Annotated in this window: 17 protein-coding genes; 3 read left to right on the top strand and 14 right to left on the bottom strand. The window is 59.2% G+C overall.

Features of this window, described 5'->3' with window-relative positions:
- Positions 1 to 32: 32 nt before the first annotated feature.
- The 8 genes from G518_RS0132890 to G518_RS0132935 all read right to left on the bottom strand — a co-directional run bounded on the left by G518_RS0132890 (position 33) and on the right by G518_RS0132935 (position 9,374).
- Positions 33 to 770, bottom strand: coding sequence for an ABC transporter ATP-binding protein (locus tag G518_RS0132890; RefSeq protein ID WP_028606089.1), 738 nt, complete (start codon positions 768 to 770; stop codon positions 33 to 35).
- Positions 767 to 2,587: a branched-chain amino acid ABC transporter ATP-binding protein/permease gene (locus tag G518_RS38110; protein WP_051237671.1), complete on the bottom strand. Its 1,821-nt coding sequence runs from the start codon at positions 2,585 to 2,587 to the stop codon at positions 767 to 769. Before G518_RS38110 ends, G518_RS0132890 begins: the two co-directional genes overlap by 4 nt.
- The gene (locus G518_RS0132900; RefSeq protein ID WP_028606090.1) at positions 2,584 to 3,612 is read right to left on the bottom strand and encodes a branched-chain amino acid ABC transporter permease; all 1,029 of its coding nucleotides are present in this window, start codon (positions 3,610 to 3,612) and stop codon (positions 2,584 to 2,586) included. The genes G518_RS38110 and G518_RS0132900 overlap by 4 nt, the downstream gene beginning before the upstream one ends.
- Before the next feature lie 117 nt (positions 3,613 to 3,729).
- Positions 3,730 to 4,842, bottom strand: coding sequence for an ABC transporter substrate-binding protein (locus G518_RS0132910; protein ID WP_245598241.1), 1,113 nt, complete (start codon positions 4,840 to 4,842; stop codon positions 3,730 to 3,732).
- A gap of 395 nt (positions 4,843 to 5,237) precedes the next feature.
- Positions 5,238 to 6,224, bottom strand: coding sequence for a CobD/CbiB family protein (locus G518_RS0132915; protein ID WP_028606092.1), 987 nt, complete (start codon positions 6,222 to 6,224; stop codon positions 5,238 to 5,240).
- 270 nt (positions 6,225 to 6,494) lie between these two features.
- Positions 6,495 to 7,889 (bottom strand): sensor histidine kinase, encoded by a 1,395-nt coding sequence (locus G518_RS0132925; protein ID WP_028606093.1) that lies wholly within the window; start codon positions 7,887 to 7,889, stop codon positions 6,495 to 6,497.
- Positions 7,858 to 8,544, bottom strand: coding sequence for a response regulator transcription factor (locus G518_RS0132930; RefSeq protein ID WP_028606094.1), 687 nt, complete (start codon positions 8,542 to 8,544; stop codon positions 7,858 to 7,860). The genes G518_RS0132925 and G518_RS0132930 overlap by 32 nt, the downstream gene beginning before the upstream one ends.
- Positions 8,544 to 9,374, bottom strand: a complete 831-nt coding sequence (locus G518_RS0132935) for a MipA/OmpV family protein (RefSeq protein ID WP_028606095.1) — start codon at positions 9,372 to 9,374, stop codon at positions 8,544 to 8,546. Before G518_RS0132935 ends, G518_RS0132930 begins: the two co-directional genes overlap by 1 nt.
- Before the next feature lie 192 nt (positions 9,375 to 9,566).
- Between G518_RS0132935 and G518_RS38115 the strand changes: the two genes are divergently transcribed.
- The 3 genes from G518_RS38115 (at position 9,567) to G518_RS38120 (ending at position 14,848) form a co-directional block, all read left to right on the top strand.
- The gene (locus tag G518_RS38115) at positions 9,567 to 10,751 is read left to right on the top strand and encodes an efflux RND transporter periplasmic adaptor subunit (RefSeq protein WP_084652515.1); all 1,185 of its coding nucleotides are present in this window, start codon (positions 9,567 to 9,569) and stop codon (positions 10,749 to 10,751) included.
- Positions 10,752 to 10,753: 2 nt separating this feature from the next.
- Positions 10,754 to 13,858 (top strand): efflux RND transporter permease subunit, encoded by a 3,105-nt coding sequence (locus G518_RS0132945; RefSeq protein ID WP_169458040.1) that lies wholly within the window; start codon positions 10,754 to 10,756, stop codon positions 13,856 to 13,858.
- A gap of 87 nt (positions 13,859 to 13,945) precedes the next feature.
- The gene (locus G518_RS38120; protein ID WP_036596958.1) at positions 13,946 to 14,848 is read left to right on the top strand and encodes an MlaA family lipoprotein; all 903 of its coding nucleotides are present in this window, start codon (positions 13,946 to 13,948) and stop codon (positions 14,846 to 14,848) included.
- A 50-nt stretch (positions 14,849 to 14,898) separates the two neighbouring features.
- Here G518_RS38120 and G518_RS0132955 read toward each other — a convergent pair whose 3' ends face one another.
- The 6 genes from G518_RS0132955 to G518_RS0132980 all read right to left on the bottom strand — a co-directional run bounded on the left by G518_RS0132955 (position 14,899) and on the right by G518_RS0132980 (position 20,185).
- Complete coding sequence (locus G518_RS0132955) at positions 14,899 to 15,636, bottom strand: NUDIX hydrolase (RefSeq protein ID WP_028606097.1); 738 nt, start codon at positions 15,634 to 15,636, stop codon at positions 14,899 to 14,901.
- 39 nt (positions 15,637 to 15,675) lie between these two features.
- A complete protein-coding gene (locus G518_RS38125; RefSeq protein WP_036596935.1) occupies positions 15,676 to 16,920 on the bottom strand; it encodes an MFS transporter in 1,245 nt (414 codons plus the stop codon).
- A 329-nt stretch (positions 16,921 to 17,249) separates the two neighbouring features.
- The gene (gene rplS / locus G518_RS0132965; protein ID WP_028606098.1) at positions 17,250 to 17,633 is read right to left on the bottom strand and encodes a 50S ribosomal protein L19; all 384 of its coding nucleotides are present in this window, start codon (positions 17,631 to 17,633) and stop codon (positions 17,250 to 17,252) included.
- A 129-nt stretch (positions 17,634 to 17,762) separates the two neighbouring features.
- A complete protein-coding gene (gene trmD / locus G518_RS0132970) occupies positions 17,763 to 18,563 on the bottom strand; it encodes a tRNA (guanosine(37)-N1)-methyltransferase TrmD (RefSeq protein ID WP_028606099.1) in 801 nt (266 codons plus the stop codon).
- Positions 18,564 to 18,592: 29 nt separating this feature from the next.
- Complete coding sequence (hslO, locus tag G518_RS0132975) at positions 18,593 to 19,591, bottom strand: Hsp33 family molecular chaperone HslO (RefSeq protein WP_028606100.1); 999 nt, start codon at positions 19,589 to 19,591, stop codon at positions 18,593 to 18,595.
- A 69-nt stretch (positions 19,592 to 19,660) separates the two neighbouring features.
- A complete protein-coding gene (locus G518_RS0132980; RefSeq protein ID WP_028606101.1) occupies positions 19,661 to 20,185 on the bottom strand; it encodes a gamma carbonic anhydrase family protein in 525 nt (174 codons plus the stop codon).
- Positions 20,186 to 20,268 lie beyond the last annotated feature (83 nt).

Raw genomic sequence — 20,268 nt, forward strand, 5'->3', positions numbered from 1 at the left:
GGGCAAGCTTTGCCGGGACGGCCCTGATGCGATCAAGCGGCCTTTTGGCCGCCTACACCCAGATAAGTTTCGATCACGCGGCGATCGTGTAGCAGATCGCTCGCGGCGCCTTGCAGCGCAACAGCGCCCATCTCCAGCACATAGGCTCGATCAGCTACCTGCAAGGCAGCCCGGGCATTCTGTTCAACCAGAAGCACCGAAACTCCCAGACGGCGAAGCGAGGAGACTATATTGAGCACCTCGCGCACGATCAAAGGTGCCAATCCGAGCGATGGCTCATCAAGCATCAACAGACGTGGGCGTGCCATCAGCGCGCGGCCAATGGCCAGCATCTGGCGCTCTCCGCCTGAGAGAGTAGAAGCCATCTGAGCACGACGCTCATCGAGACGCGGGAACATCTGAAACACCTCGGTCATACGCTCCTTCTGGTCGCGCTGGCCACGTCTCCAGCGGGCAAAGCCCCCCAAGAGCAGGTTGTCTTCCACGGACATTTCGCCGAACAGTTCACGCTTCTCAGGAACCAGCCCGACCCCCGAGGCCACCATGGCCTCCACGGTAGGGCGATTCACACGCGCACCCGACAGGTTGAGCCCACCACTGGAGGGCAATAGGCCCATGATGGCATTGAGCAAGGTAGATTTGCCTGCGCCATTGGGTCCGATGACGGTAACGATCTCGCCCTCACCTACCGTCAGCGCCACCTGGTGCACGGCTTCCACCGGGCCATAGCAAACCGAAAATCCGTTGAGCTCCAGCAAAAGCTTACTCATGCGGCTACCTCCGGTAAATCGCCGCCAAGGTAGGCTGCCATGACGCGTGGATCTGATTGCACCTGCGCAGGGGTTCCCGTGGCAATCACCGTGCCGAACTCCAGCACTGTAATGCGATCAGCCAGGTTCATGACGAATTCCATGTCGTGTTCCACCACCAAAATGGCCAGACCTTCTGAGCGCAGTTGCGTCAAGAGTGCGGCCAGGGATTGCTTTTCGAGGTGGCGCAAACCAGCAGCCGGCTCATCCAGCAACAATATCGCTGGCTGCCCGGCAAGCGCCCGGGCGATTTCCACAATACGCTGCTGGCCTAGCGGCAGCGATGCGGCTGGCGTATCTATGTACTCAAGCAAACCACAGCGTTCGATCTGGCGCCGTGCTTCAGCCAATAGAGCGGCTTCCTCTCGGCGGTCAAGCCGCAACATGGCAGACATCCAGCCGCGGTGCCCCCGCAGGTGCGCGCCCAGCGCCACGTTCTCAAGCACGCTGCGTTGACCCAGCAAGCGAACGTGCTGGAAAGTGCGGCCAAGCCCGAGCGAGGCAAACGCCCGGGAAGGCTTGCCCTTCATGTCCTGGCCCATCAGCTTGACGCTGCCGGAGGTGGGATCGTCCACGCCTGAGATCATGTTGAAGAACGTGCTCTTGCCTGCGCCATTGGGCCCGATCAAGGCGTGTACTTCACCACTCTTGACGGTGAGGTTCACCGCGTTATTGGCGATCAGCCCTGAAAAGCGCTTGGTGACATCGTCTGCTTCAAGAACAACCGAACCCGCCTGCGGCAATGCACGAGTGGCAAGAGTCACAGGCGCCGCAGAGTTGGCGCGCGGAGGTATTGGCTTGAGGAATTTCCGTACCTGTACGGCGATCAATGGCCACAGTCCATCGGCCGCGCGCTGCAAGACCAGCAGCATCAACAGACCGAACACAATGACCTCGAAGTTCCCGCTGGCGCCCAGCAGCTTGGGCAGCAAATCCTGCAACTGCTCCTTGAGCAAGGTGATCAGTGTGGCGCCCAGAACGGCACCCCACAGGTGCCCGGATCCACCCACCACCGCCATGAACAGGTATTCAATACCAATGTTGATGTTGAAAGGTGTGGGATTGACGAAGCGCTGCAAGTGCGCATACAGCCAGCCCGACACAGCAGCCAGCAAGGCCGCCAGTACGAACAGCTTGATGCGCTGGCGAGCAGTATCCACCCCCATGGACTCAGCCATCACGCGGCCAGTCTTGAGCGAACGAATAGCCCGGCCCTCACGCGAATCAAGCAGGTTATGCAGAGTCCAGATGCTCAGGAGCAGCACAGCCCAGATCAGAATACCGAGCACGCGAGGTGAGCTCAGATCCAACCCGAAAAGTGACAGCGGCTGCACGCCGGTGATCCCTGTAAAGCCGCCCAGCACTTCCAGGTTGCCGAAGATGTAGTACAGGCTTAAGCCCCAGGCAATGGTGCCCAGCGGCAGGTAGTGCCCAGATAGACGCAATGTGACTGCACCTAACGCCCATGCAATCAGAGCAGTTACGGCAAGGCCCAACAACAACCCCAGCCACGGGAGCAAGCCCGGAGGCAACGCTGCCAAGGCCTCCCGAGCCATAGGGGAAGTGCATATCCAGGCCGTGGCATAGGCACCCAAGCCTACGAAGGCGGCTTGACCGAACGAGGTCATGCCCCCCACGCCGGTGAGCAAAACCAGGCCCACGGCGACCATCGAATAAAGGCCGATGTAGTTCAGCAGCGTGACTGTGAACGGTGCAAGGAACGACCAGATCAGCGCCAGCAGCGCTATAGCGATAAGAGTAAGGTGGCGCGAGTTCATTCCTCGTCCTCCACATGGTGCGTGTGCAGCGAACGCCACCACAGCACAGGAATGATCAAAGTGAACACCAAAACTTCCTTGAAAGCACTGGCCCAGAATGAAGAGAAGGATTCAAGCTGCCCCACCAGCAGGGCGCCCAAAACAGCCAGCGGGTAACTTGCCAAGCCACCAAAGATGGCTGCAACGAAACCCTTGAGGCCAATGATGAAACCGGTGTCGTAGTAAACGGTAGTGATTGGTGCAATCAAAATCCCGCATACCCCACCGATCAGCGCCGCCAAGGCAAAGCTGAGATCGCCAGAAAGCTCCGTGGGAATGCCCATCAGCCGCGCACCGACCCTGTTCATCGCAGTGGCGCGAAGCGCCTTGCCCACAATGGACTTTTCGAAAAACAGGAACATGACCGCCACCAGAACCGCCACTGCCCCCACCACCACCAACGACTGGCCGGTAAACGGGATACCGCCGATTTCCCAGCGTGCGTCGGAATAGGCCGTAGTGCGTGAGCCCTCCGCGCCAAAGAAATAAAGACCCAACCCCACCAGCACTCCATGCAGCGCCACCGAGACGATCAGCAAAATCAGAACCGTGGCATGCGCCAACGGACGGAACGCCAATCGGTAGAGCAATGGACCCATGGGGGTGATCAAGGCAAGAACCGCCAATGTCTGGCCAAGCTGGGATGTGGGTTTAACACCCCAGATCATTGCCAACGCCAACACTGGCAAGCCAATGGCCCAGAAAGCGGTGGAAGCCCAGTCGACCCGCACACCACGCATGTGGCGCCAGGCTTCGACCACCAGCGTCATGCCGGCGAGTGCAATCAGCAGCCAGACTAAAGCTGGCGCCTTGCCTGCTTGCAACGCCGCCATGGCCAGCGCTGCATAAGCAACAAACTCACCTTGCGGGATAAAGATGACTCGCGTGACAGAAAAAACAAGCACGAGCGCGAGCGCCATGAGCGCATATATGGCGCCGTTCACCACGCCATCTTGCGCCAGCATCAGGGCGATTTGCAAATCCATCGAATGATCTTGGTTGGGCAGAGGCCCTTGCCACCGCAAGAAGCCGCCGCGAGCATGGAAAGCCAATCTGGTGTGGTGCTAGGCACCACACTAGGATTTGGCCTCGTCAAGCATTAATCAGGGTTGGTAAACCCACTTGCCGCCCTGGATTTTCACCATGACGCGAGCGCGTTGATCCAGACCCAGGTGGTCGTTGGCGGACATGTTGAAAATGCCATGAGCACCGGCGACTTCCTTCACGCCTTCCATGGCGTCACGCAAGGCGGCGCGGAATGCAGGCGTACCGGGCTGCGCTTTTTTCAGGGCCACAGGAATTGCGGAAGCCAGGATCTGACCTGCATCCCATGCATGGCCACCGAAAGTGGAGACGCTTCCCTTGCCGTTGGCAGCTTCATAGGCCTGGATGTAAGCCAGCGCTGATTTGCGCACTGGGTTGCTTGTGGGCAGTTGGTCAGCCACCAGCACTGGGCCAGCTGGCAACAGGGTGCCTTCGACGTCTTTACCGCCTACGCGCAAGAAGTCAGCATTCGCCACGCCGTGCGTCTGGTAGATCTTGCCGGTGTAGCCACGCTCTTTGAGCGTCTTTTGCGGCAGCGCGGCAGGTGTGCCAGAGCCAGCAATCAGCACTGCATCTGGCTTGGCGCCCATCAGCTTCAGGACCTGGCCGGTCACAGCTGTATCTGTGCGGGAATAGCGCTCGTTACCCACCAACTTGATCTTTTTCAGATCAAGGGCTTTGACGGTTTCCCGATACCAGCCTTCGCCATAGGCATCAGCAAAGCCGATGAAGCCCACGGTCTTGATGCCATCCTTGGCCATGTGCTCGGCAATAGCCAGCGCCATCATGATGTCATTCTGTGGGGTCTTGAAGACCCAGCGCTTTTTCGCGTCCACCGGCTCGATGATGACAGCCGAGGCACCCAGCGTGATCATGGGTGTTTGAGCTTCTGCCACCACATCGATCATGGCCAGCGAAGCAGGCGTGGTGGAGGAGCCGATGATCACGTCAATATTGCGCTCGGAGATCAGCTTGCGAGTGTTGGTGACGGCAGCCGTGGTGTCTGACGCGTCATCCAGCACGACGTAGTTCACAGTCTGGCCACCCATGGTCTTGGGCAACAGCGCAATCGTATTTTTTTCCGGAATGCCCAGCGAAGCCGCAGGCCCGGTAGCCGACACAGTGACGCCAATCGTCACTTGCGCGGTGGCCAGCACAGGCAGACATGCCAATAGAACCGATAGGACGTTCTTCTTGATGTTCACAGCTTCTTGCTCCTTGAATAATGAAATAACTGCATCGATCAGCCGCCGCATAAGGGTGGCGAATTAACCGACCGATCGGTCGACTATTGTAATAACCGCTTTCGGCCAGATCGCCGCTGAATTCTCAGTACATACCCGAAGGCCTGACGAAAATCCGCAAAAATGGACCGACATAGGGGCGTCATTTTCATCGCCGGGCCGCTCCCAAGATGAAAAAGCACCCCCTCGGGGGGCAGCGCACCTCGCGAAGCGGGGAAGCGTGGGGGCGTCATTTTCATCGCCGGGCCGCTCCCAAGATGAAAAAGCGCCCCCTCGGGGGGCAGCGCACCTCGCGCAGCGGGGAAGCGTGGGGGCATCAGTTTCTAGCCTAGCACGTGTGCCAGCGTAAGAAGCACCAGCAACAACAGCCACAAAGCCACCATACGCCACACAAGCCCCACCACCTGGACGAGATGTGCAGATTGAGGCTCACGGCCTGGCAGCGCATTGCCGCCGGGGAGAGCTTCGCTAACTCCCGCGGGCTGGGCTGTCAGGTCGGCTGTGACTGGCTTGAGCGCTGCGCCCCCTAGCCGTACACCGATCGCGCCCGCAGTGGCCGCGAGAATGACCCCGTCATTGCTGTCTGAAAAGCGGCCTGCATAGTTGCGCCAAGCATCAATCGCGTCTTCAAAGCTGCCGACGATGGCAAACCCCAGTGCCGTCATACGCGCCGGTAACCAGTTAATCGTATGCCAGGCCGTATCTGCCACGGTCCGAAGCGCAGGACTTGCTGGATGATCTGCTGCATGCGCCTTTCTGCGCCAGTAACTGGCGGCGAATTCGGCGTTGCGGTAGAACACCGCGCCAGCGGGTCCAAAGCCGAGCATGGCGAGAATGGAGAACCAGGCCAGAACGCCGAATACATGGCGATGCGCAGCGAGCACAGAGTATTCGATCACGTGCCGCACGATCTCCGCGTGCGGCAGCCGGCTGGCGTCTACCTGTTGCCATTGGGCCAATAATTCGCGCGCGCGCTCTTCATCCCCCGCCTCCAAAGCATCGCGAATGCCTGTGAAGTGATGGCTGAACTGACGAAATCCCAGCGTGAGATACAGCAGCACCACGCTCCACACCAGCGCCAGCGGCCAACCACCCAGCCACATCAGCAACCAATGAACCGCCAGCGCCGCAAAACTGGGTACGCCCACAGCCAGCGCCCAAGCCAGCCAACCGTGGTGAAGGGCTCCTGCATCCACGCTGCTACCCACCCATCGCACCCATTGACGCAAGCCCGCAGCCGCGGGGTTCGTCGGACCGAGCGGGCGCACCTGTTCCAGGAGCAACGCTATGACAATCGCAAAAAGGGCCATGAGCGGATGATAGAGGGTGTCATAGGGATTTTTTCAGCGCCGGGCCGCCCCAAGCTGAAAAAGCCACCCCCTCGGGGGGCAGCGCACCTCGCGAAGCGGGCAAGCGTGGGGGCTACATTTTTCAGTGCCGGGCCGCCCCAAGCTGAAAAAGCTCCCCCTCGGGGGGCAGCGCACCTCGCGAAGCGGGAAGCGTGGGGGCCACTTCCCAGTGCCGGGCCGCCCCAAGCTGAAAAAGCACCACCTCGGGGGGCATAGCGGTGACAAACACCCTCATGCGTTGGAAGTTGGACTCCCCTTCCCCGCTTCAATAGTCAGCCGGAACCGAAGTCCCGGGTCAGCCTTCTCGGCGATCAAATGCCACCCGTGTGCCAACGCAATCTCCTGGCAAATGGATAAACCCAGTCCCGCGCCAAGGTCACGTCGGTGCTCCGCGCGCCAGAAGCGTTCGAACAACAGTGGGAGTTGACCAGCCTCAAGGCCTGGCCCCCAATCCCTCACAACCAGTGCATCGCTTTGGACGATCACTTCCACCGTCGTCTTTGCGGGAGCGTGTTGAATGGCGTTTTCCAACAAATTCTTCAGTAGCGTGAACAAGGCACCACGATCGGCCTTCCAGTTCACATCGTCAGCCGTGGTGGATATCGTCAAATACACGTTGGCCGCCTCTGCCATGCGCTGCAAGTAGGAGACGGTCTCCTCCACCACACCCTCGATGCGTACAGTCGTAAATTCGTAGTTGTGAGCTTCACTCGCTTCAGCCAGGAGAAGGAGTTGTTGCACTTGGCGTGTCATGTATTCGACATCGCTCAACAACGAGTCCTTGTCGCTCCCATCCACTTCCATCAACTCGATCTGGGCGCGAATCAGCGCAAGGGGGGTCTTCAACTCGTGGGCAGCATTGCCGAGAAACTCCTTTTGCACTCGGTAACCTTGATCGAGACGCTCCAGCGCGCGGTTGAAACTATCTACCAACGGGCTGATCTCCGCAGGGACGACCTCGGTCCTCAGCCGCGCATGAAGCGAGCTTGGTGAGATAGCCGCTGCAGCTTCGGAGATGCCATGCAATGGTTTAAGTGCAAAACGTAGCGTGATGTATGCACACAGGCCAAACGCGACGATCAGCACGGCACTGAAGATGCCAATTCCAATTCCCATGTAAGGCAGCGCAAATTTGTGCTGAATGAGCTTCATAAGGCGAGCGCTGGTGGCGAACTGCATATACCACTGCCGTCCTTCGTGTTCGACAGTTGCGGTGGCACCGTGCAGGGTGACGCCGTTGTGCTCGAAAGAGAAGGTGTCTCGCTTCAACTGGGGCGCGCTGCTTTCAGATGGCCAAAATGCTGCTCCAGCTTTCGAAACCAGGGCAACATTTCCTTGCGCATCCAGCAACCGATAAGCTGTCTCATGAGGAAGGCTTTCGTACAACCAGTCGAGCTCGCCTCCACTGACATCCAATTCAACTGGCTTACCGTTAGCGTCGAACTTGAGCTTGCTCGCAAGGGTCTCCACCCGCTCCCTCAGTTCCAGATCAGCCAGAACGTCGTGCTCCACCATCCAGACCGCAGCGGCTACGGCCAGCGTGATGCTCAAGAGAGCCCCGACCACGTAGGCCAGGAGGACCCTCAGGCCCAGGCTACTGAGCCGAATCGTCTTCGCGGAGCGCATAGCCGAGACCTCTGACGTTGACGATCCGCTGCCGTGAGCCGATTGCAGACAATTTACGGCGTATGCGGTGAAGAGCCACATCCAGCGCATTGGGCGTGACTGCTTCACTCAACCCCCATGCAGCCGCCTCCAGCGCACTGCGCCGCACGACCTCTTCATGTTTGCGTAAGAGCAACAGCATGATGTGCACCTCCGCCGGAGCAAGCGTGACCTTATTGGCTCCGCAGCACAGCACGCTGCCAGCGGAATTCAGCGTCAGATCATCGTAGCTAGGGTCGAGCGGCCGAAGCTCCACGGGGCGGCGCAGCAAAGCCCGCACTCTTGCCACCATCTCGTCCATGGCGAATGGTTTGGGAAGGTAGTCATCCGCCCCTGCTTCGAGACCTTCCACACGGTCGTGCAAGGCATCCCGAGCCGTCAATACAAGGCAGGGGATACGAATGCCGGCACGACGCAACCTTTGTAATAGGTCGAGTCCGTCTCCGTCAGGCAACCCCCGATCAAGTACGAGCGCTTGATAGCTCATCTGCTGGATGGCGGCCCAAGCGGTATCAATACGGCCGCTCACGTCCACACCGATTCCCGCAGCCACCAACCCTTGGTGTATCAGCCGGGCCATCCGCTCATGGTCTTCGATCAGGAGTATTCGGCTCATCAGAAACTGTACTTGTAACCCAGCATCACCCGGCTCTCGGTTGAACGATCCACGATCGGACTATTTTTGACTCCTTTGCCCAAGGAAGTCACGCCAACGTTAAGCATCAGGGAATGGTGTCGGTCAAAACGATAAATACCAGTCAAGCTGACTTCCGGATTGACTGTGGCCTTGCCAGTATAGGCAGCACGCCCCACCGTCGCTTCGCTGGCGCGCACGCCGTAGTAGTAGTCCACGTATTTCCTATCTACCCATTCAGCGCCGACCTTAGGTATCAGCATCAGTTGCGGGCTCAGCATGATCTTGCGTTCAAAGCTTAATGCCAGGCGCTGGCCTTTGCTCTTGCCCGAGGCGTCCCCCAGCCACTCCAGCTTGACGTCGGCCAGATCGTTCTCCCACTCCACCTTGGCGCCCAGCCAGGCACCGGACTTTCGATCAGCCATGCCGGTCAGGGCCGACGAGTCGCTCGCCTCATAGCCTGCACCATCGAACAGCTTGGTCACGACGCCAAAATTGAGGCGCTGCGATCCGCTCAACTCGATTCCGGGGAGCTTTAACTCAAGGTTGGGGCCAAGCAGCTTCACATACCGGTTTTCGTAGGAGATCATAGGTAACACCTTGGACTCACGGCTGATCCCTTTGTACGCTTTCTGCGTGCTGATGACGGCCATGCCCAAGCCCCAAGGGGAACTCTCCAACTCGCCTTTGCCGGGAGGCTGCTGTGCGAACGCTGGAGCCAAACAAGCTAGCAGCGCCGAGAGAGCTGACGTACGGGTCAGATTGGCGGCGTTCGCCTTGTAAAGAGAGGCGACGACTGATGAGGAAGGCATGAGCCGGTTCCTTGATGGTGTTGAAAGTCCTCATCCTCCAACCTCCCGTCTTACGGAACACTTACCCAAACCAGGGACGAGGGCTCGGGCCCTCCAGCCGCGCATCGAGCGGGCTCTCGGTAAGTGTTTGGAAAGTCATGCGGCCGGATAGTCGCCTTCATTGCAAAGCAAGGCGCCACATCTGAGTTGACAATGAAAACATCAAACACACTCGAAATCTCCGCGGCTGCCATCCTGGTCGTGACAGCGGCCATAACGTTTGTACTCGCATGGGATGTGCCAGTAACGCATGCGCAGGAGGCCACCGTGCCTTCCGCGAAGCAGTCCTCCATGACCGTTGTTGTGGCAACGCCGCAATCTGCAGCGCTTCCCGTCCGAATCTCCGCGAATGGCAACATCCTGGCTTGGCAGGAAGCCAGCATCGGCTCAGAGGCCAACGGCCTTCGGCTCATTGAAGTCAAAGTCAATGTGGGAGATAGCGTGCGCCGCGGCCAGGCGCTGGCGATCTTCGCCTCAGATACGGTTGAAGCTGAGCTGGCGCAAAGCCGCGCAGCAGTAGCCGAGGCAGAGGTGGCGCTTGCGGAGGCCGCCGCCAATGCCGAACGCGCCCGTCTATTGACTGAAAGTGGCGCATTGTCAGCCCAGCTCATCCTGCAGTATCTGAGCGCGGAGCGCACGGCGCGAGCCCGTCTCGACGCAGCTAAGGCGGTCGAGAAAATGCAGCAGATCCGGCTCACTCATACCCGGGTCACAGCGCCAGATGATGGCATCATTTCTGCACGGACAGCCACGGTCGGAGCCGTATTGCCATCGGGTCAGGAATTGTTTCGTCTGATCCGAGGTAGCAGACTGGAATGGCGCGCAGAAGTCGCAGCCACCGATTTGGCCAAACTCAAAGCCGGGCAAAAGGTCAGTATCACGCCCGTGGGTGGAGATGTCATAGAAGGCAGGGTAAGGATGCTCGCGCCTGCAATCGACATCCAGACCCGCAATGGCCTGGCCTATGTAGACCTTCCTCGCAGCGAAACCGCGCGCGCAGGCATGTTCGCTCGCGGCGAGTTCGAGATCCACTCCGCGGACGTGATGACCTTGCCGCAGAGTGCTGTGCAGTTACGTGAGGGCTTCAGCTACGTGATACAGGTCGGGCCGGATCTCAAAACCATTCAGACCAAAATCAAAACCGGTCGTCGTTCAAATGATCGTGTCGAGATCCTTGAAGGCCTCGACAAGAACGCCCGTGTCATCGTTTCCGGCGCAGCTTTTCTAAGTGATGGCGACCTTGTGCACATAGCCACGAAATCGGGCGCCGCAATACCGGCAACACCCTCATCGACCTCACTGAGATTCATGCCGGCCAACCGTGGAGGCACGCCATGAGCATGAATGCTTCCTCATGGGCCATACGCAACCCGGTTCCGGTCATCCTGGCGTTCATGATCATGACGTTCGCAGGTCTGACGGGCTTCTCAAGCATGAAGATCCAGAACTTTCCGGATATGGATGTCCCCACGATCACCGTGATGGCGGCCTTGCCCGGCGCGTCGCCATCACAGCTGGAGACCGAAGTCGCGCGCAAGATCGAGAACGCGCTCACCTCCGTACAAGGTATTAAACACATCAAAAGCACCCTGACTGGGGGTGTGGCAAGCATCACGGTCGAGTTCCGCCTTGAGAAGCCGACGCAGGAAGCGCTAGACGACGTGCGCGATGCTGTCGCTCGCGTGCGTGCAGACCTGCCTGCCAACCTGCGCGATCCAGTGATCCAGAAGAGCGAGTTGTCAGGTTCCCCGATCTTGAGCTACACCGTCGCCTCAACGCGAATGGATGAGGAAGCCTTGTCCTGGTTCGTTGACAACAAAGTCCGCAACGCCGTGCTGGCAGTATCTGGCGTGGGTGCGGTTACCCGCGTTGGTGGCGTCAGCCGAGAAATTCGCGTGGATCTGGATCCAGATCGCCTGTACGCCCTGCACACAACGGCAGCACACATCTCTCGCCAATTAGGAGAGGCACAACAGGAGTCGTCAGGGGGGCGTGTACGCCTCGGCAGCGCAGAGCAGTTCGTCCGCGTGATAGCTACTGTGCAGACTGCCGAGGAGATGGGTGCCATCGAATTGACCCTCGGTGATGGTCGTCGCATTCGGCTGGATCAGGTCGCAACGGTTACGGACTCCGTGGCCGAGCGGCGTTCGGCGGCCCTCCTCGATGGTGCGCCTGTCGTCGGCTTCGAGATCGTACGTGCCAGAGGTTTTGGCGAAATCGACGTTGCGGCGGGCGTTCGCCAAGCGCTGACCGAACTGAAGGCTGCTCACCCAGAGATTAGCTTCACGGAAGCCTTCAATCTCATCGACCCGGTGATCGAAAACTATGACGGATCCATGCGTCTGTTCTTCGAAGGCGCTGCGCTGGCGGTATTGGTGGTATTTCTGTTCCTGCGCAACTGGCGTGCGACCTTGGTGGCGACGGTGGCATTGCCGCTTTCGGTCATTCCAAGCTTTGCGCTGATGTACGCGATGGGTTTCACACTCAACACCGTGACCTTGCTGTCGCTTTCCTTGGTGGTCGGGGTGTTGGTGGACGATGCCATCGTCGAGGTAGAAAACATTGAGCGCCATTTGCTGATGGGTAAAACGCCGTTGCAAGCCGCCACGGACGCGGCCACCGAGATCGGACTTGCGGTAGTGGCAACGACCTTCACTCTAATCGCCGTTTTCCTGCCAACAGCCTTCATGAGCGGCATGGCCGGCAAGTTCTTCATACAGTTCGGCTGGACCGCCGCGGGCGCCGTATTTTTCTCTCTGGTCGTCGCCCGCCTGTTAACGCCAATGATGGCAGCCAGCCTGTTGCGATCGCCAGCGAAGCGAGAACGGCTTGAGCCAGCATGGATACCCCCTTATCTGCGCTGGGCGAGCTGGTGCCTGCAGCATCGGTCCGCCACGCTTGCGATCGCGTTCGCTTTGCTCCTGGGCGGCCTGTGGCTGGCAACATGGCTTCCGACGGCGTTCGTGCCTCCTGACGATGACGCACAAACCCAGGTCACACTCACGCTGGCACCGGGCACTGAACTGCACGACACAATGGTGCTGGCCGAACATGCCCGCGCGCTTGTGCAGCAGAACCCTCATGTGCTCCAGGTCTACACGGCCATTGGCGGCGGCAGCGCAGGAGGTAACCCAGCCGAAGCGCAAGTAGCATCGGCACCAGATGTCCGCACGGCAGTGCTCACGCTCAGCCTCACGCCCCGCTCCCAGCGCGGGGGCCTGCGCAAGCAGGAAATAGAGCAGCAACTGCGTGCGGCATTGGAGCCGCTGCCCAGCGCACGGATAGGGGTGGGGATGGGTGGTTCCGGTGAAAAATACGTGGTAGTGCTAACGGGTGAGGACCGCTACATCCTAGAACAGCACGCACATCAGGTTCAACGTGATCTGCGCTCCGTGCCCGGTATCGGCGCGGTGACCTCCAGCGCGAACCTGACTCGTCCTGAATTGATAGTCAGACCCGATTTCACTCGCGCAGCCGATTTGGGCGTTACAGCTTCAGCCATAGCTGAAACGCTGCGCGTGGCGACTATCGGCGACTACGATCAAAATCTGGCAAAGGTGAACCTGGGCGAGCGTCAGGTGCCTGTGATGGTGCGGCTCAACGACCTTGCTCGACAGGATTTGGAGACGCTCAAGCGTCTTCCAGTGCCCGGCGCGCGCGGTGCGGTAATGCTGGGGAACGTCGCCACACTTCAGATCGGAAGTGGCCCCGCGGAAATCACACGCCACAACCGGATGCGCAACATCAACATCGAGGTAGAGTTAGGCGGCCTGCATTTAGGTGACGTTGAGCGCGCCGCGCTGGCACTGCCAAGTTTGCACAATATGCCCTCAGGGGTGCAACGTAGTTCACTTGGTGAGGCCGAGGAAATGAAGGAGCTGGCTAGCAGCTTCGGCATCGCCATGTTGACCGGCGTTCTGTGTATCTACATGGTTCTGGTGCTGCTTTTCAAAGACTTCGTGCAGCCCGGCACGATCCTGGCCGCCCTGGTACTTTCGATTCCGGGGGCCACGCTGGCCCTGTTCCTGACAGGCTCGGCCTTGTCCATGCCATCAATGATCGGCTTGATCATGTTGATGGGAATCGCCACGAAGAACTCGATCCTGCTGGTGGACTACATCATCATCGCACGCCGGGATCACGGGCTAGACCGCACCGAGGCCATTCTCGATGCCTGTCGGAAGCGGGCGCGCCCCATCATCATGACCACCATCGCCATGGGTGGCGGCATGATCCCCGTGGCTTTGGGACTGGGCGGCGATCCGAGCTTTCGCGTGCCGATGGCCGTGGTCGTGATAGGCGGCTTAATCACCTCAACCGTCCTGAGCCTGCTCATCATTCCGACTTTGTACAGCTGTGTAGATGACGGCTTGCGATGGATCAAGGTGCGCCTGGGCCCCAAACAATCTCTAACCACCGCGATCCCCAGCACCTCCGCCAGGTAAGTGTTCAGTAATAGCTGGGGCCCGAGCATAGAGGTTCCCTTTCTCGGTATCTCGCCAATCCCGGCTGAACCTCGACGGAACACTTACATGAGAGCCTTTCACCCCCTCCTTCTCACTGCGTTCATGCTGGGCACCAGTGCATGCGCCAGCAACGCTGCCAATCACCCCATCACAGCTTTCGCGACTGAGGAGAAGCCAGCGGTTGCCATGGTGGCCGTCTCCGTGGTTGGAGAACCTGCCACGCCTGAAATGCCTGTTCTCCAGGGCCCAGTCATCACTGCCGAACCTATCACCCAAGTTGGTCGACGCGCCAATATTGAAGACGACAGCCAGACCGAACTGAATGCTGGAGACAGCGGCTACCAAGCCCCCATCCATGACCCCTGGGAAAGCTTCAACCGCAGGGTGCACAGCTTCAACGACGCTGCCGACAGATTCGTCTTGCGCCCGGTGGCAATCGGGTACAAAAAAATCATGCCGGAGCCTGTCCAGACCGGCATATCTCGCTTCTTTGCCAACCTGGGCATGCCAGTCACCTTAGTGAATCAAGCCTTGCAGGGGCGTCCTCATGATGCGGCGAAATCGCTGGGGCGATTTGCCATCAACACGACGCTTGGAATCGCTGGCGTTTTCGATCCGGCCTCGCGCTTCGGCCTACCCAAGCGTAATGATGAAGACTTCGGCCAGACTTTGGCGACTTGGGGGTGGAGCGACTCACGCTACCTTGTGCTCCCGCTGCTGGGTCCTCGCACTGTTCGCGACACGCTCGCAATCGTGGGGGATCAACCTCTGTCACCTATCACCCAAATTCACCACAGCGGCACAGCCAGCGGATTGCAAGCTCTGGAAATAGTCGACATGCGAACACGACTGCTCCCCATAGATCAGTTTCGCCGCGAAGCGCTCGATGACTACCTGTTCATACGCAACGCGTGGATGCAGCGACGCCATCACCAGATTCAAGAGAGCGCGCGAGACGACCGCGACTAAAGCAACCCACTGCCTTGCTTGGAGCGGATCGCACGAAGGGCAGCATGCGCTCAGGCGGACAAAAACCTGTAGAAGTTGCGCAGCATCCCCGCGGTCGCACCCCAGATGAAACGCTCCACGGTCAAAGCTGTAGACGGTGACGACTCGCCTGCGGACACGTCAACCAAGGTTTCTGCATACGGCATGGAGAACCACTCGCGCGAAGTGCCTTCCCATTCAAAGCGATGTCGCCTGTGGTGCGCGGGATTCATCAAGAACGCGAGCGGTACCTCGAAAGCATGGGCCACCTCGTCCGCATTGGGGTGCAAGACGAAGCCTTCCCGTACCAGCGCAACCACGGGCGTTACAACAAACTGGGTACCTGTGATGTAGACCGGCAGTTGCCCTATCACCTCGATAAAGCCCGCACCGAGCCCCACTTCCTCGTCAGTTTCACGCAGCGCCGCAGCCACTACATCCACATCTCCCGGATCTACTTTTCCTCCGGGAAAAGCTACCTGTCCGGAATGTGTGGACAAGTGAGCCGTTCGCTCTGTCAACAGCACTGACAGCCCCGCCGGACGCGCGATCAAGGGAATCAGTACTGCGGCCGGTGCTGGCGCCCTGTCTTCGAACTTGGGCTCCTGCCGCACCTCCGGCTGCCAGACGGGAGGCGTCAGAAAGCGTTGTCGCAAGCCCTCAGGTGTCAGCCGCTCCGGCGGTATAGAGGGCAAGTGCCCGTCTACCCCCACAACGGGGATAAGTTTCGGGTCAAAACGGGGTAATTTGGAAAGAGGCGTGGCAACCATAAGCTGCGATATTGTGATCCAAGGGAGGAATACGGTTTTTCAACGCTCGTCGGGCACTTGAAGTGCAAGTTGGCTACCGAGCTTGTACTTACGCGCATCCGCATACGCAAAGCCGAATATCACCAAGCCACCTAGCGCCAGCAGAAGCCCCACCCACCCCGTGGAGGCCCAGCCAAACCCCATGGAGATCGTGATGCCGCCCAGCCAGGCGCCAAGCGCGTTGGCTAGATTGAAAGCCGAGTGATTAAGTGCTGCGGCCAGGGTTTGAGCATCGCCTGCCACATCCATAAGGCGAATTTGTAGAGCAGGCCCTAGAGCCACTACGGTACCAATCAACAGAACATTGAATGAAGCCAGCCACAGATGGGAGGCCGTGAAACAAAACAGCCCCAGCACTACTCCGGCCCACACCAGCATGCCGCCTATCGTAGGCATGAGCGCCCTATCAGCCAGCCTGGAGCCCACCAGATTGCCAATCACCATACCTGCGCCAAACAGAGCCAGCACCAATGGCACGCCCTGTACAGGCAAACCCGCCAGCTCCATGAGCGTGGGTTTGATATAGCTGAACACCGAGAACATGCCGCCAAAACCAATAGCGGCAATCCCAAGCGTCAGCCAGACCTGTTTGCTGCGCAGCGCGCCCAACTCGCGCCAGGGGCTGGCAGCTGAGTCTGCCGGCAACGGGGGAATCCAGCGCCATACCAGGCTCACGCAGAGCAACGCAATCACACCGACCAGCGCAAAAGCTGCCCGCCACCCCAGCCATTGTCCTAAACCGGCCGCGATGGGCACGCCCACCAGGGTGGCTCCGGTGAGGCCAAGCATGACATAGCCCACCGCTTGCGCACGTTTGCCAGGCGGTGCCAGGTGCGCGGCAACCAGCGCGGCGACACCAAAATACGTGCCGTGCGGCAGCCCACTGACCAGCCTCATCGCGAGCATGGAGCCATAGCTGGGCGCCAGCGCACTAGCGAAATTCCCAAGCGCATAGAACAGCATCAGCACCACCAGCAGAGTGCGGCGCTGCATGCGGGAGCTGAGCACGGCCAACACCGGAGCGCCCACTACAACGCCCAAGGCGTAGGCGCTGATCAAGTGGCCGGCAGTGGGAATGGATACCGCAAGGTCTTGCGCGGCGTCGGGCAATAAGCCCATGATGACAAATTCACCGGTTCCAATGCTGAATCCGCCCGCTCCCAACGCGAGCAGGGCTCTCAGGAAAGATTGGCTGGAACCAGCAGCCTTGGGCGACGATAAGTCCGACCCTGGATATGTATGCATACTTCTCAAAAAGGCGTGGCCGAGGCATTGCTCTCTGAATGCGACCCACTTTCCCCTCTAGGCTTGGAGTCTGCGCGGCTGGGCGCCCCCGGCAGAAGGCGCCGAAGCGAAACGAGCGAAAAACGAGGCCAGTGTGGTGATACCGAGAAGCCCATAGCAGGGCTATGGGTGCAGGAGGTAGTGCCGCAATGGACCGTTTTCTCGCGCGTTGCAGCCGGCGATCCTTCTGCCGGGCAGACTCCTAGGGCGTGTTCACACTAAATTCGCCATAGCAAATAAAAAACCGCCTGGGCGCAGGCCACAGGCGGTTTTCAGGAAGCGCTTGAAGATCAGGCAGCAGTGCTGACTGGCTTCGCGCGGTTAGGCAGTTTTTCCTTGATACGCGCCGATTTACCGCTGCGCTCACGCAGGTAGTAAAGCTTGGCACGACGCACATCACCGCGACGCTTGACTTCAATGTTCGCAATGATAGGGCTGTAGGTTTGGAACGTACGCTCAACGCCTTCGCCGTTGGAGATCTTGCGCACGGTGAAGCCACTGTTGAGGCCACGGTTACGCTTAGCGATCACAACGCCTTCGTAGGCCTGCACACGTTTACGTGTACCTTCAACCACGTTGACGCTAACAATCACTGTATCGCCAGGAGCAAACACAGGGATCTTCTTACCCAGGCGCTCGATTTCCTCTTTTTCGAGGGTTTCAATCAGGTTCATTGGTTTTCCATCTTCGATCATGCGCGCGCTACACAAAAGGCGGCTGGAAGGTTTAAAAACCTAGGCGCCGCGGCCGGCAGAGGATCGAAAAGCCTTGGATTATAGCCTGGGCGTGCGTAACGCACAAATTCAAGAAACCCGCTTGGCCTCAAACGCAGCCAACGCCGCTTCATCTGCCTTGCCAATGAGCCCGTCAGCGCGTGCAGCAGCAAGCAAATCGGGGCGATGGCGTGCAGTGATCTCAATCCTGCGATCACGGCGCCAGCGCTCAATCTGTGCATGATGACCAGACATCAGCGCAGGCGGCACTGGCTGATTCTCCCAAACCTCCGGCCGGGTGTAGTGCGGACAATCCAGTAAGCCATCGAGCGCAGGGTTGAAGCTGTCTAGCTGATGGCTGCCCTCATCATTGAGCACGCCAGGCTGCAGGCGCGCTACGGCATCCAGCAGGGCAAGCGCAGCAATTTCTCCACCTGACAGTACAAAATCGCCCAGGCTGATCTGCAGATCGACGTGCGAATCAATGAAACGCTGATCAATGCCTTCATAGCGCCCGCAGATCAGGATGGCGCCTCTGCTCTGCGACCAGCGCTCAACGGCCGCATGACGCAGCACCTCACCAATAGGAGAAAAAAGCACTACAGGCACTGAGATGGCATTGATGGCATTTGCAGAACCGCCGCTCTGCTCTTCTCCACGGTCAGCACGCGCTGCCTGGAGGCAGCGCAACAAGGGCTCCGCCATCATGACCATGCCAGGGCCTCCGCCAAACGGCCGATCATCTACCCGGCGATAGTTACCCTCCGCGAAATCACGCGGATTCCAGAGCTTCAGCTCCACCAGCCCCGAGGCAAAAGCCCGCCTGGTAATTCCGGACTCCAGAAACGGAGCGAATAGCTCGGGAAATAGCGTGATGACGTCAAAGCGCATTTAGAACCCTCTGCAAAACCCCTGCCTTCTTATTGGATAGCGGGGTTGGCAGGAGGCAAGTCCTGCACCGGCAGGAACAGGCTCGCGACATCAACCGAGTCAAAACGCTCCTGTTGGCCGCAAAAATCACAGCCGACCTCCACCCGGCCTTGCTCGGCGAGGATCTCATCGACCTCATCCCGACCCAGGCCGCGCAGCATGACACCCACCCGCTCACGACTGCATGAGCAGGCGAAGCGTGGGCCCTGCGCACCCGCCAGCGGGGGAAAGCGCAGCAGGCTTTCTTCCCAGAACAAGCGCCGCAAAATGGTGTCTGTATCCAGTTCGAGCAGTTCTTCGCGCTTGAGGCTGCGGGCCAGCAAGGCTATGCGGGCGTAATCGTCTTCCACTTCGTCGCCCTGCTCGCCCTCTGCGTCTTCACGCACCACACTGCTTTGCGAAAGGTTGGCCACTCCCTGCACCGGCAGGCGCTGGATCAAAAGACCGCACGCCACCTGCTCGTCCGCGGCCAGCACAATGGTGGTGTCCAGTTGCTCCGATTGCCGCATGTAGTGTTCAATCATTTCAGCGACTGACTGGAGCTTGTGGCCATCGAAATCCTGCAAAGGCACCACACCTTGGTAGGGCTGCCGGCCGTCATCCCGGTCTGAGGGATCGAGTGTGATCGCACAGCGGCCTTTGCCACGCACATTCACCATCTCAGGCAAGCGCGCACCGGCATCCAGATTGCCCACCACAGTGGCGGTAGCACGCATGCGCAGATCTGATTGCGTCTCAGCCACAGCTACTTTGACAGGGCCATCGCCAAAAATCTGCATGACCAGCGCGCCATCGAACTTGATGTTGCCCTGCATCAGCACGCTGGCTGCCATCATCTCGCCCAGCAATTCCGCCACCGGCGGCGCATAGGCTCCAGTTTGCGTATTGGCAGCGCGGCGACGCAGGATTTCCTGCCATGCGTCGGTCAGGCGAACCAATTGACCGCGTACTGGCAGACCGTCGAATATGAATTTATGGAGTTCTGACATTCAATGCAATGTGAGGGCACGCCGCCCGAATCCAAGCCTGGAGCCTAAACACGTTCGTTGAACAGAGTTTTAGCTCGTCCGCTTCAAGGTTTCACGAAACAAGTGTGCGTTCTCAATGTAATGCCGCGCGCTATTGCGCAGCCCCTCTATCTGCTCCGGCGAGAGCTGGCGCACCACCTTGGCCGGGGTGCCCATGATCATGCTGCCGTCTGGAAATTCCTTGCCTTCGGTGACCAATGAACCAGCGCCCACCAGGCAATTTTTACCAATTTTGGCACCATTGAGCACGATCGCGCCGATACCAATGAGAGATTCGTCGCCAATAGTACAGCCGTGCAGCATCACCTTGTGTCCTATGGTGACATGCTTGCCCACCGTGAGCGGCATGCCACGATCAGCGTGCAGTACTGAAAGATCCTGGACATTGCTGCCCTCACCTATAGACATGCTCTCCGTGTCACCGCGCAGCACACAGCCGAACCACACGCTGGCATCTGCGGCAATCGCCACATTACCCATGACCTCGGCGGAATCGGCAATCCAGGCACTGGGCGAGATTTGGGGGGATTTTCCATCCACTTCATATACAGCCATCGATTTGCTCCTTATATTTCGTTCGTGGGACCACCCGAGCTCCACCGGGCGAGATCGCCCCAATTCTAGGAGGCCGCGAGGCC

Source organism: Ottowia thiooxydans DSM 14619 (assembly GCF_000422885.1).
GTDB classification, from domain to species: Bacteria; Pseudomonadota; Gammaproteobacteria; order Burkholderiales; family Burkholderiaceae_C; genus Ottowia; species Ottowia thiooxydans.

Excerpts from the sequence above, each read along its gene's own strand:
- G518_RS0132890 (WP_028606089.1), bottom strand. The coding sequence starts at position 770 with ATGAGTAAGCTTTTGCTGGAGCTCAACGGATTTTCGGTTTGCTATGGC.
- G518_RS0132925 (WP_028606093.1), bottom strand. The coding sequence starts at position 7,889 with ATGCGCTCCGCGAAGACGATTCGGCTCAGTAGCCTGGGCCTGAGGGTC.
- G518_RS0132900 (WP_028606090.1), bottom strand. The coding sequence starts at position 3,612 with ATGGATTTGCAAATCGCCCTGATGCTGGCGCAAGATGGCGTGGTGAAC.
- rplS (WP_028606098.1), bottom strand. The coding sequence starts at position 17,633 with ATGAACCTGATTGAAACCCTCGAAAAAGAGGAAATCGAGCGCCTGGGT.
- G518_RS38115 (WP_084652515.1), top strand. The coding sequence starts at position 9,567 with ATGAAAACATCAAACACACTCGAAATCTCCGCGGCTGCCATCCTGGTC.
- G518_RS38110 (WP_051237671.1), bottom strand. The coding sequence starts at position 2,587 with ATGAACTCGCGCCACCTTACTCTTATCGCTATAGCGCTGCTGGCGCTG.
- hslO (WP_028606100.1), bottom strand. The coding sequence starts at position 19,591 with ATGTCAGAACTCCATAAATTCATATTCGACGGTCTGCCAGTACGCGGT.
- G518_RS0132915 (WP_028606092.1), bottom strand. The coding sequence starts at position 6,224 with ATGGCCCTTTTTGCGATTGTCATAGCGTTGCTCCTGGAACAGGTGCGC.
- trmD (WP_028606099.1), bottom strand. The coding sequence starts at position 18,563 with ATGCGCTTTGACGTCATCACGCTATTTCCCGAGCTATTCGCTCCGTTT.
- G518_RS0132930 (WP_028606094.1), bottom strand. The coding sequence starts at position 8,544 with ATGAGCCGAATACTCCTGATCGAAGACCATGAGCGGATGGCCCGGCTG.
- G518_RS38125 (WP_036596935.1), bottom strand. The coding sequence starts at position 16,920 with ATGCATACATATCCAGGGTCGGACTTATCGTCGCCCAAGGCTGCTGGT.
- G518_RS0132935 (WP_028606095.1), bottom strand. The coding sequence starts at position 9,374 with ATGCCTTCCTCATCAGTCGTCGCCTCTCTTTACAAGGCGAACGCCGCC.
- G518_RS38120 (WP_036596958.1), top strand. The coding sequence starts at position 13,946 with ATGAGAGCCTTTCACCCCCTCCTTCTCACTGCGTTCATGCTGGGCACC.
- G518_RS0132980 (WP_028606101.1), bottom strand. The coding sequence starts at position 20,185 with ATGGCTGTATATGAAGTGGATGGAAAATCCCCCCAAATCTCGCCCAGT.
- G518_RS0132955 (WP_028606097.1), bottom strand. The coding sequence starts at position 15,636 with ATGGTTGCCACGCCTCTTTCCAAATTACCCCGTTTTGACCCGAAACTT.
- G518_RS0132945 (WP_169458040.1), top strand. The coding sequence starts at position 10,754 with ATGAATGCTTCCTCATGGGCCATACGCAACCCGGTTCCGGTCATCCTG.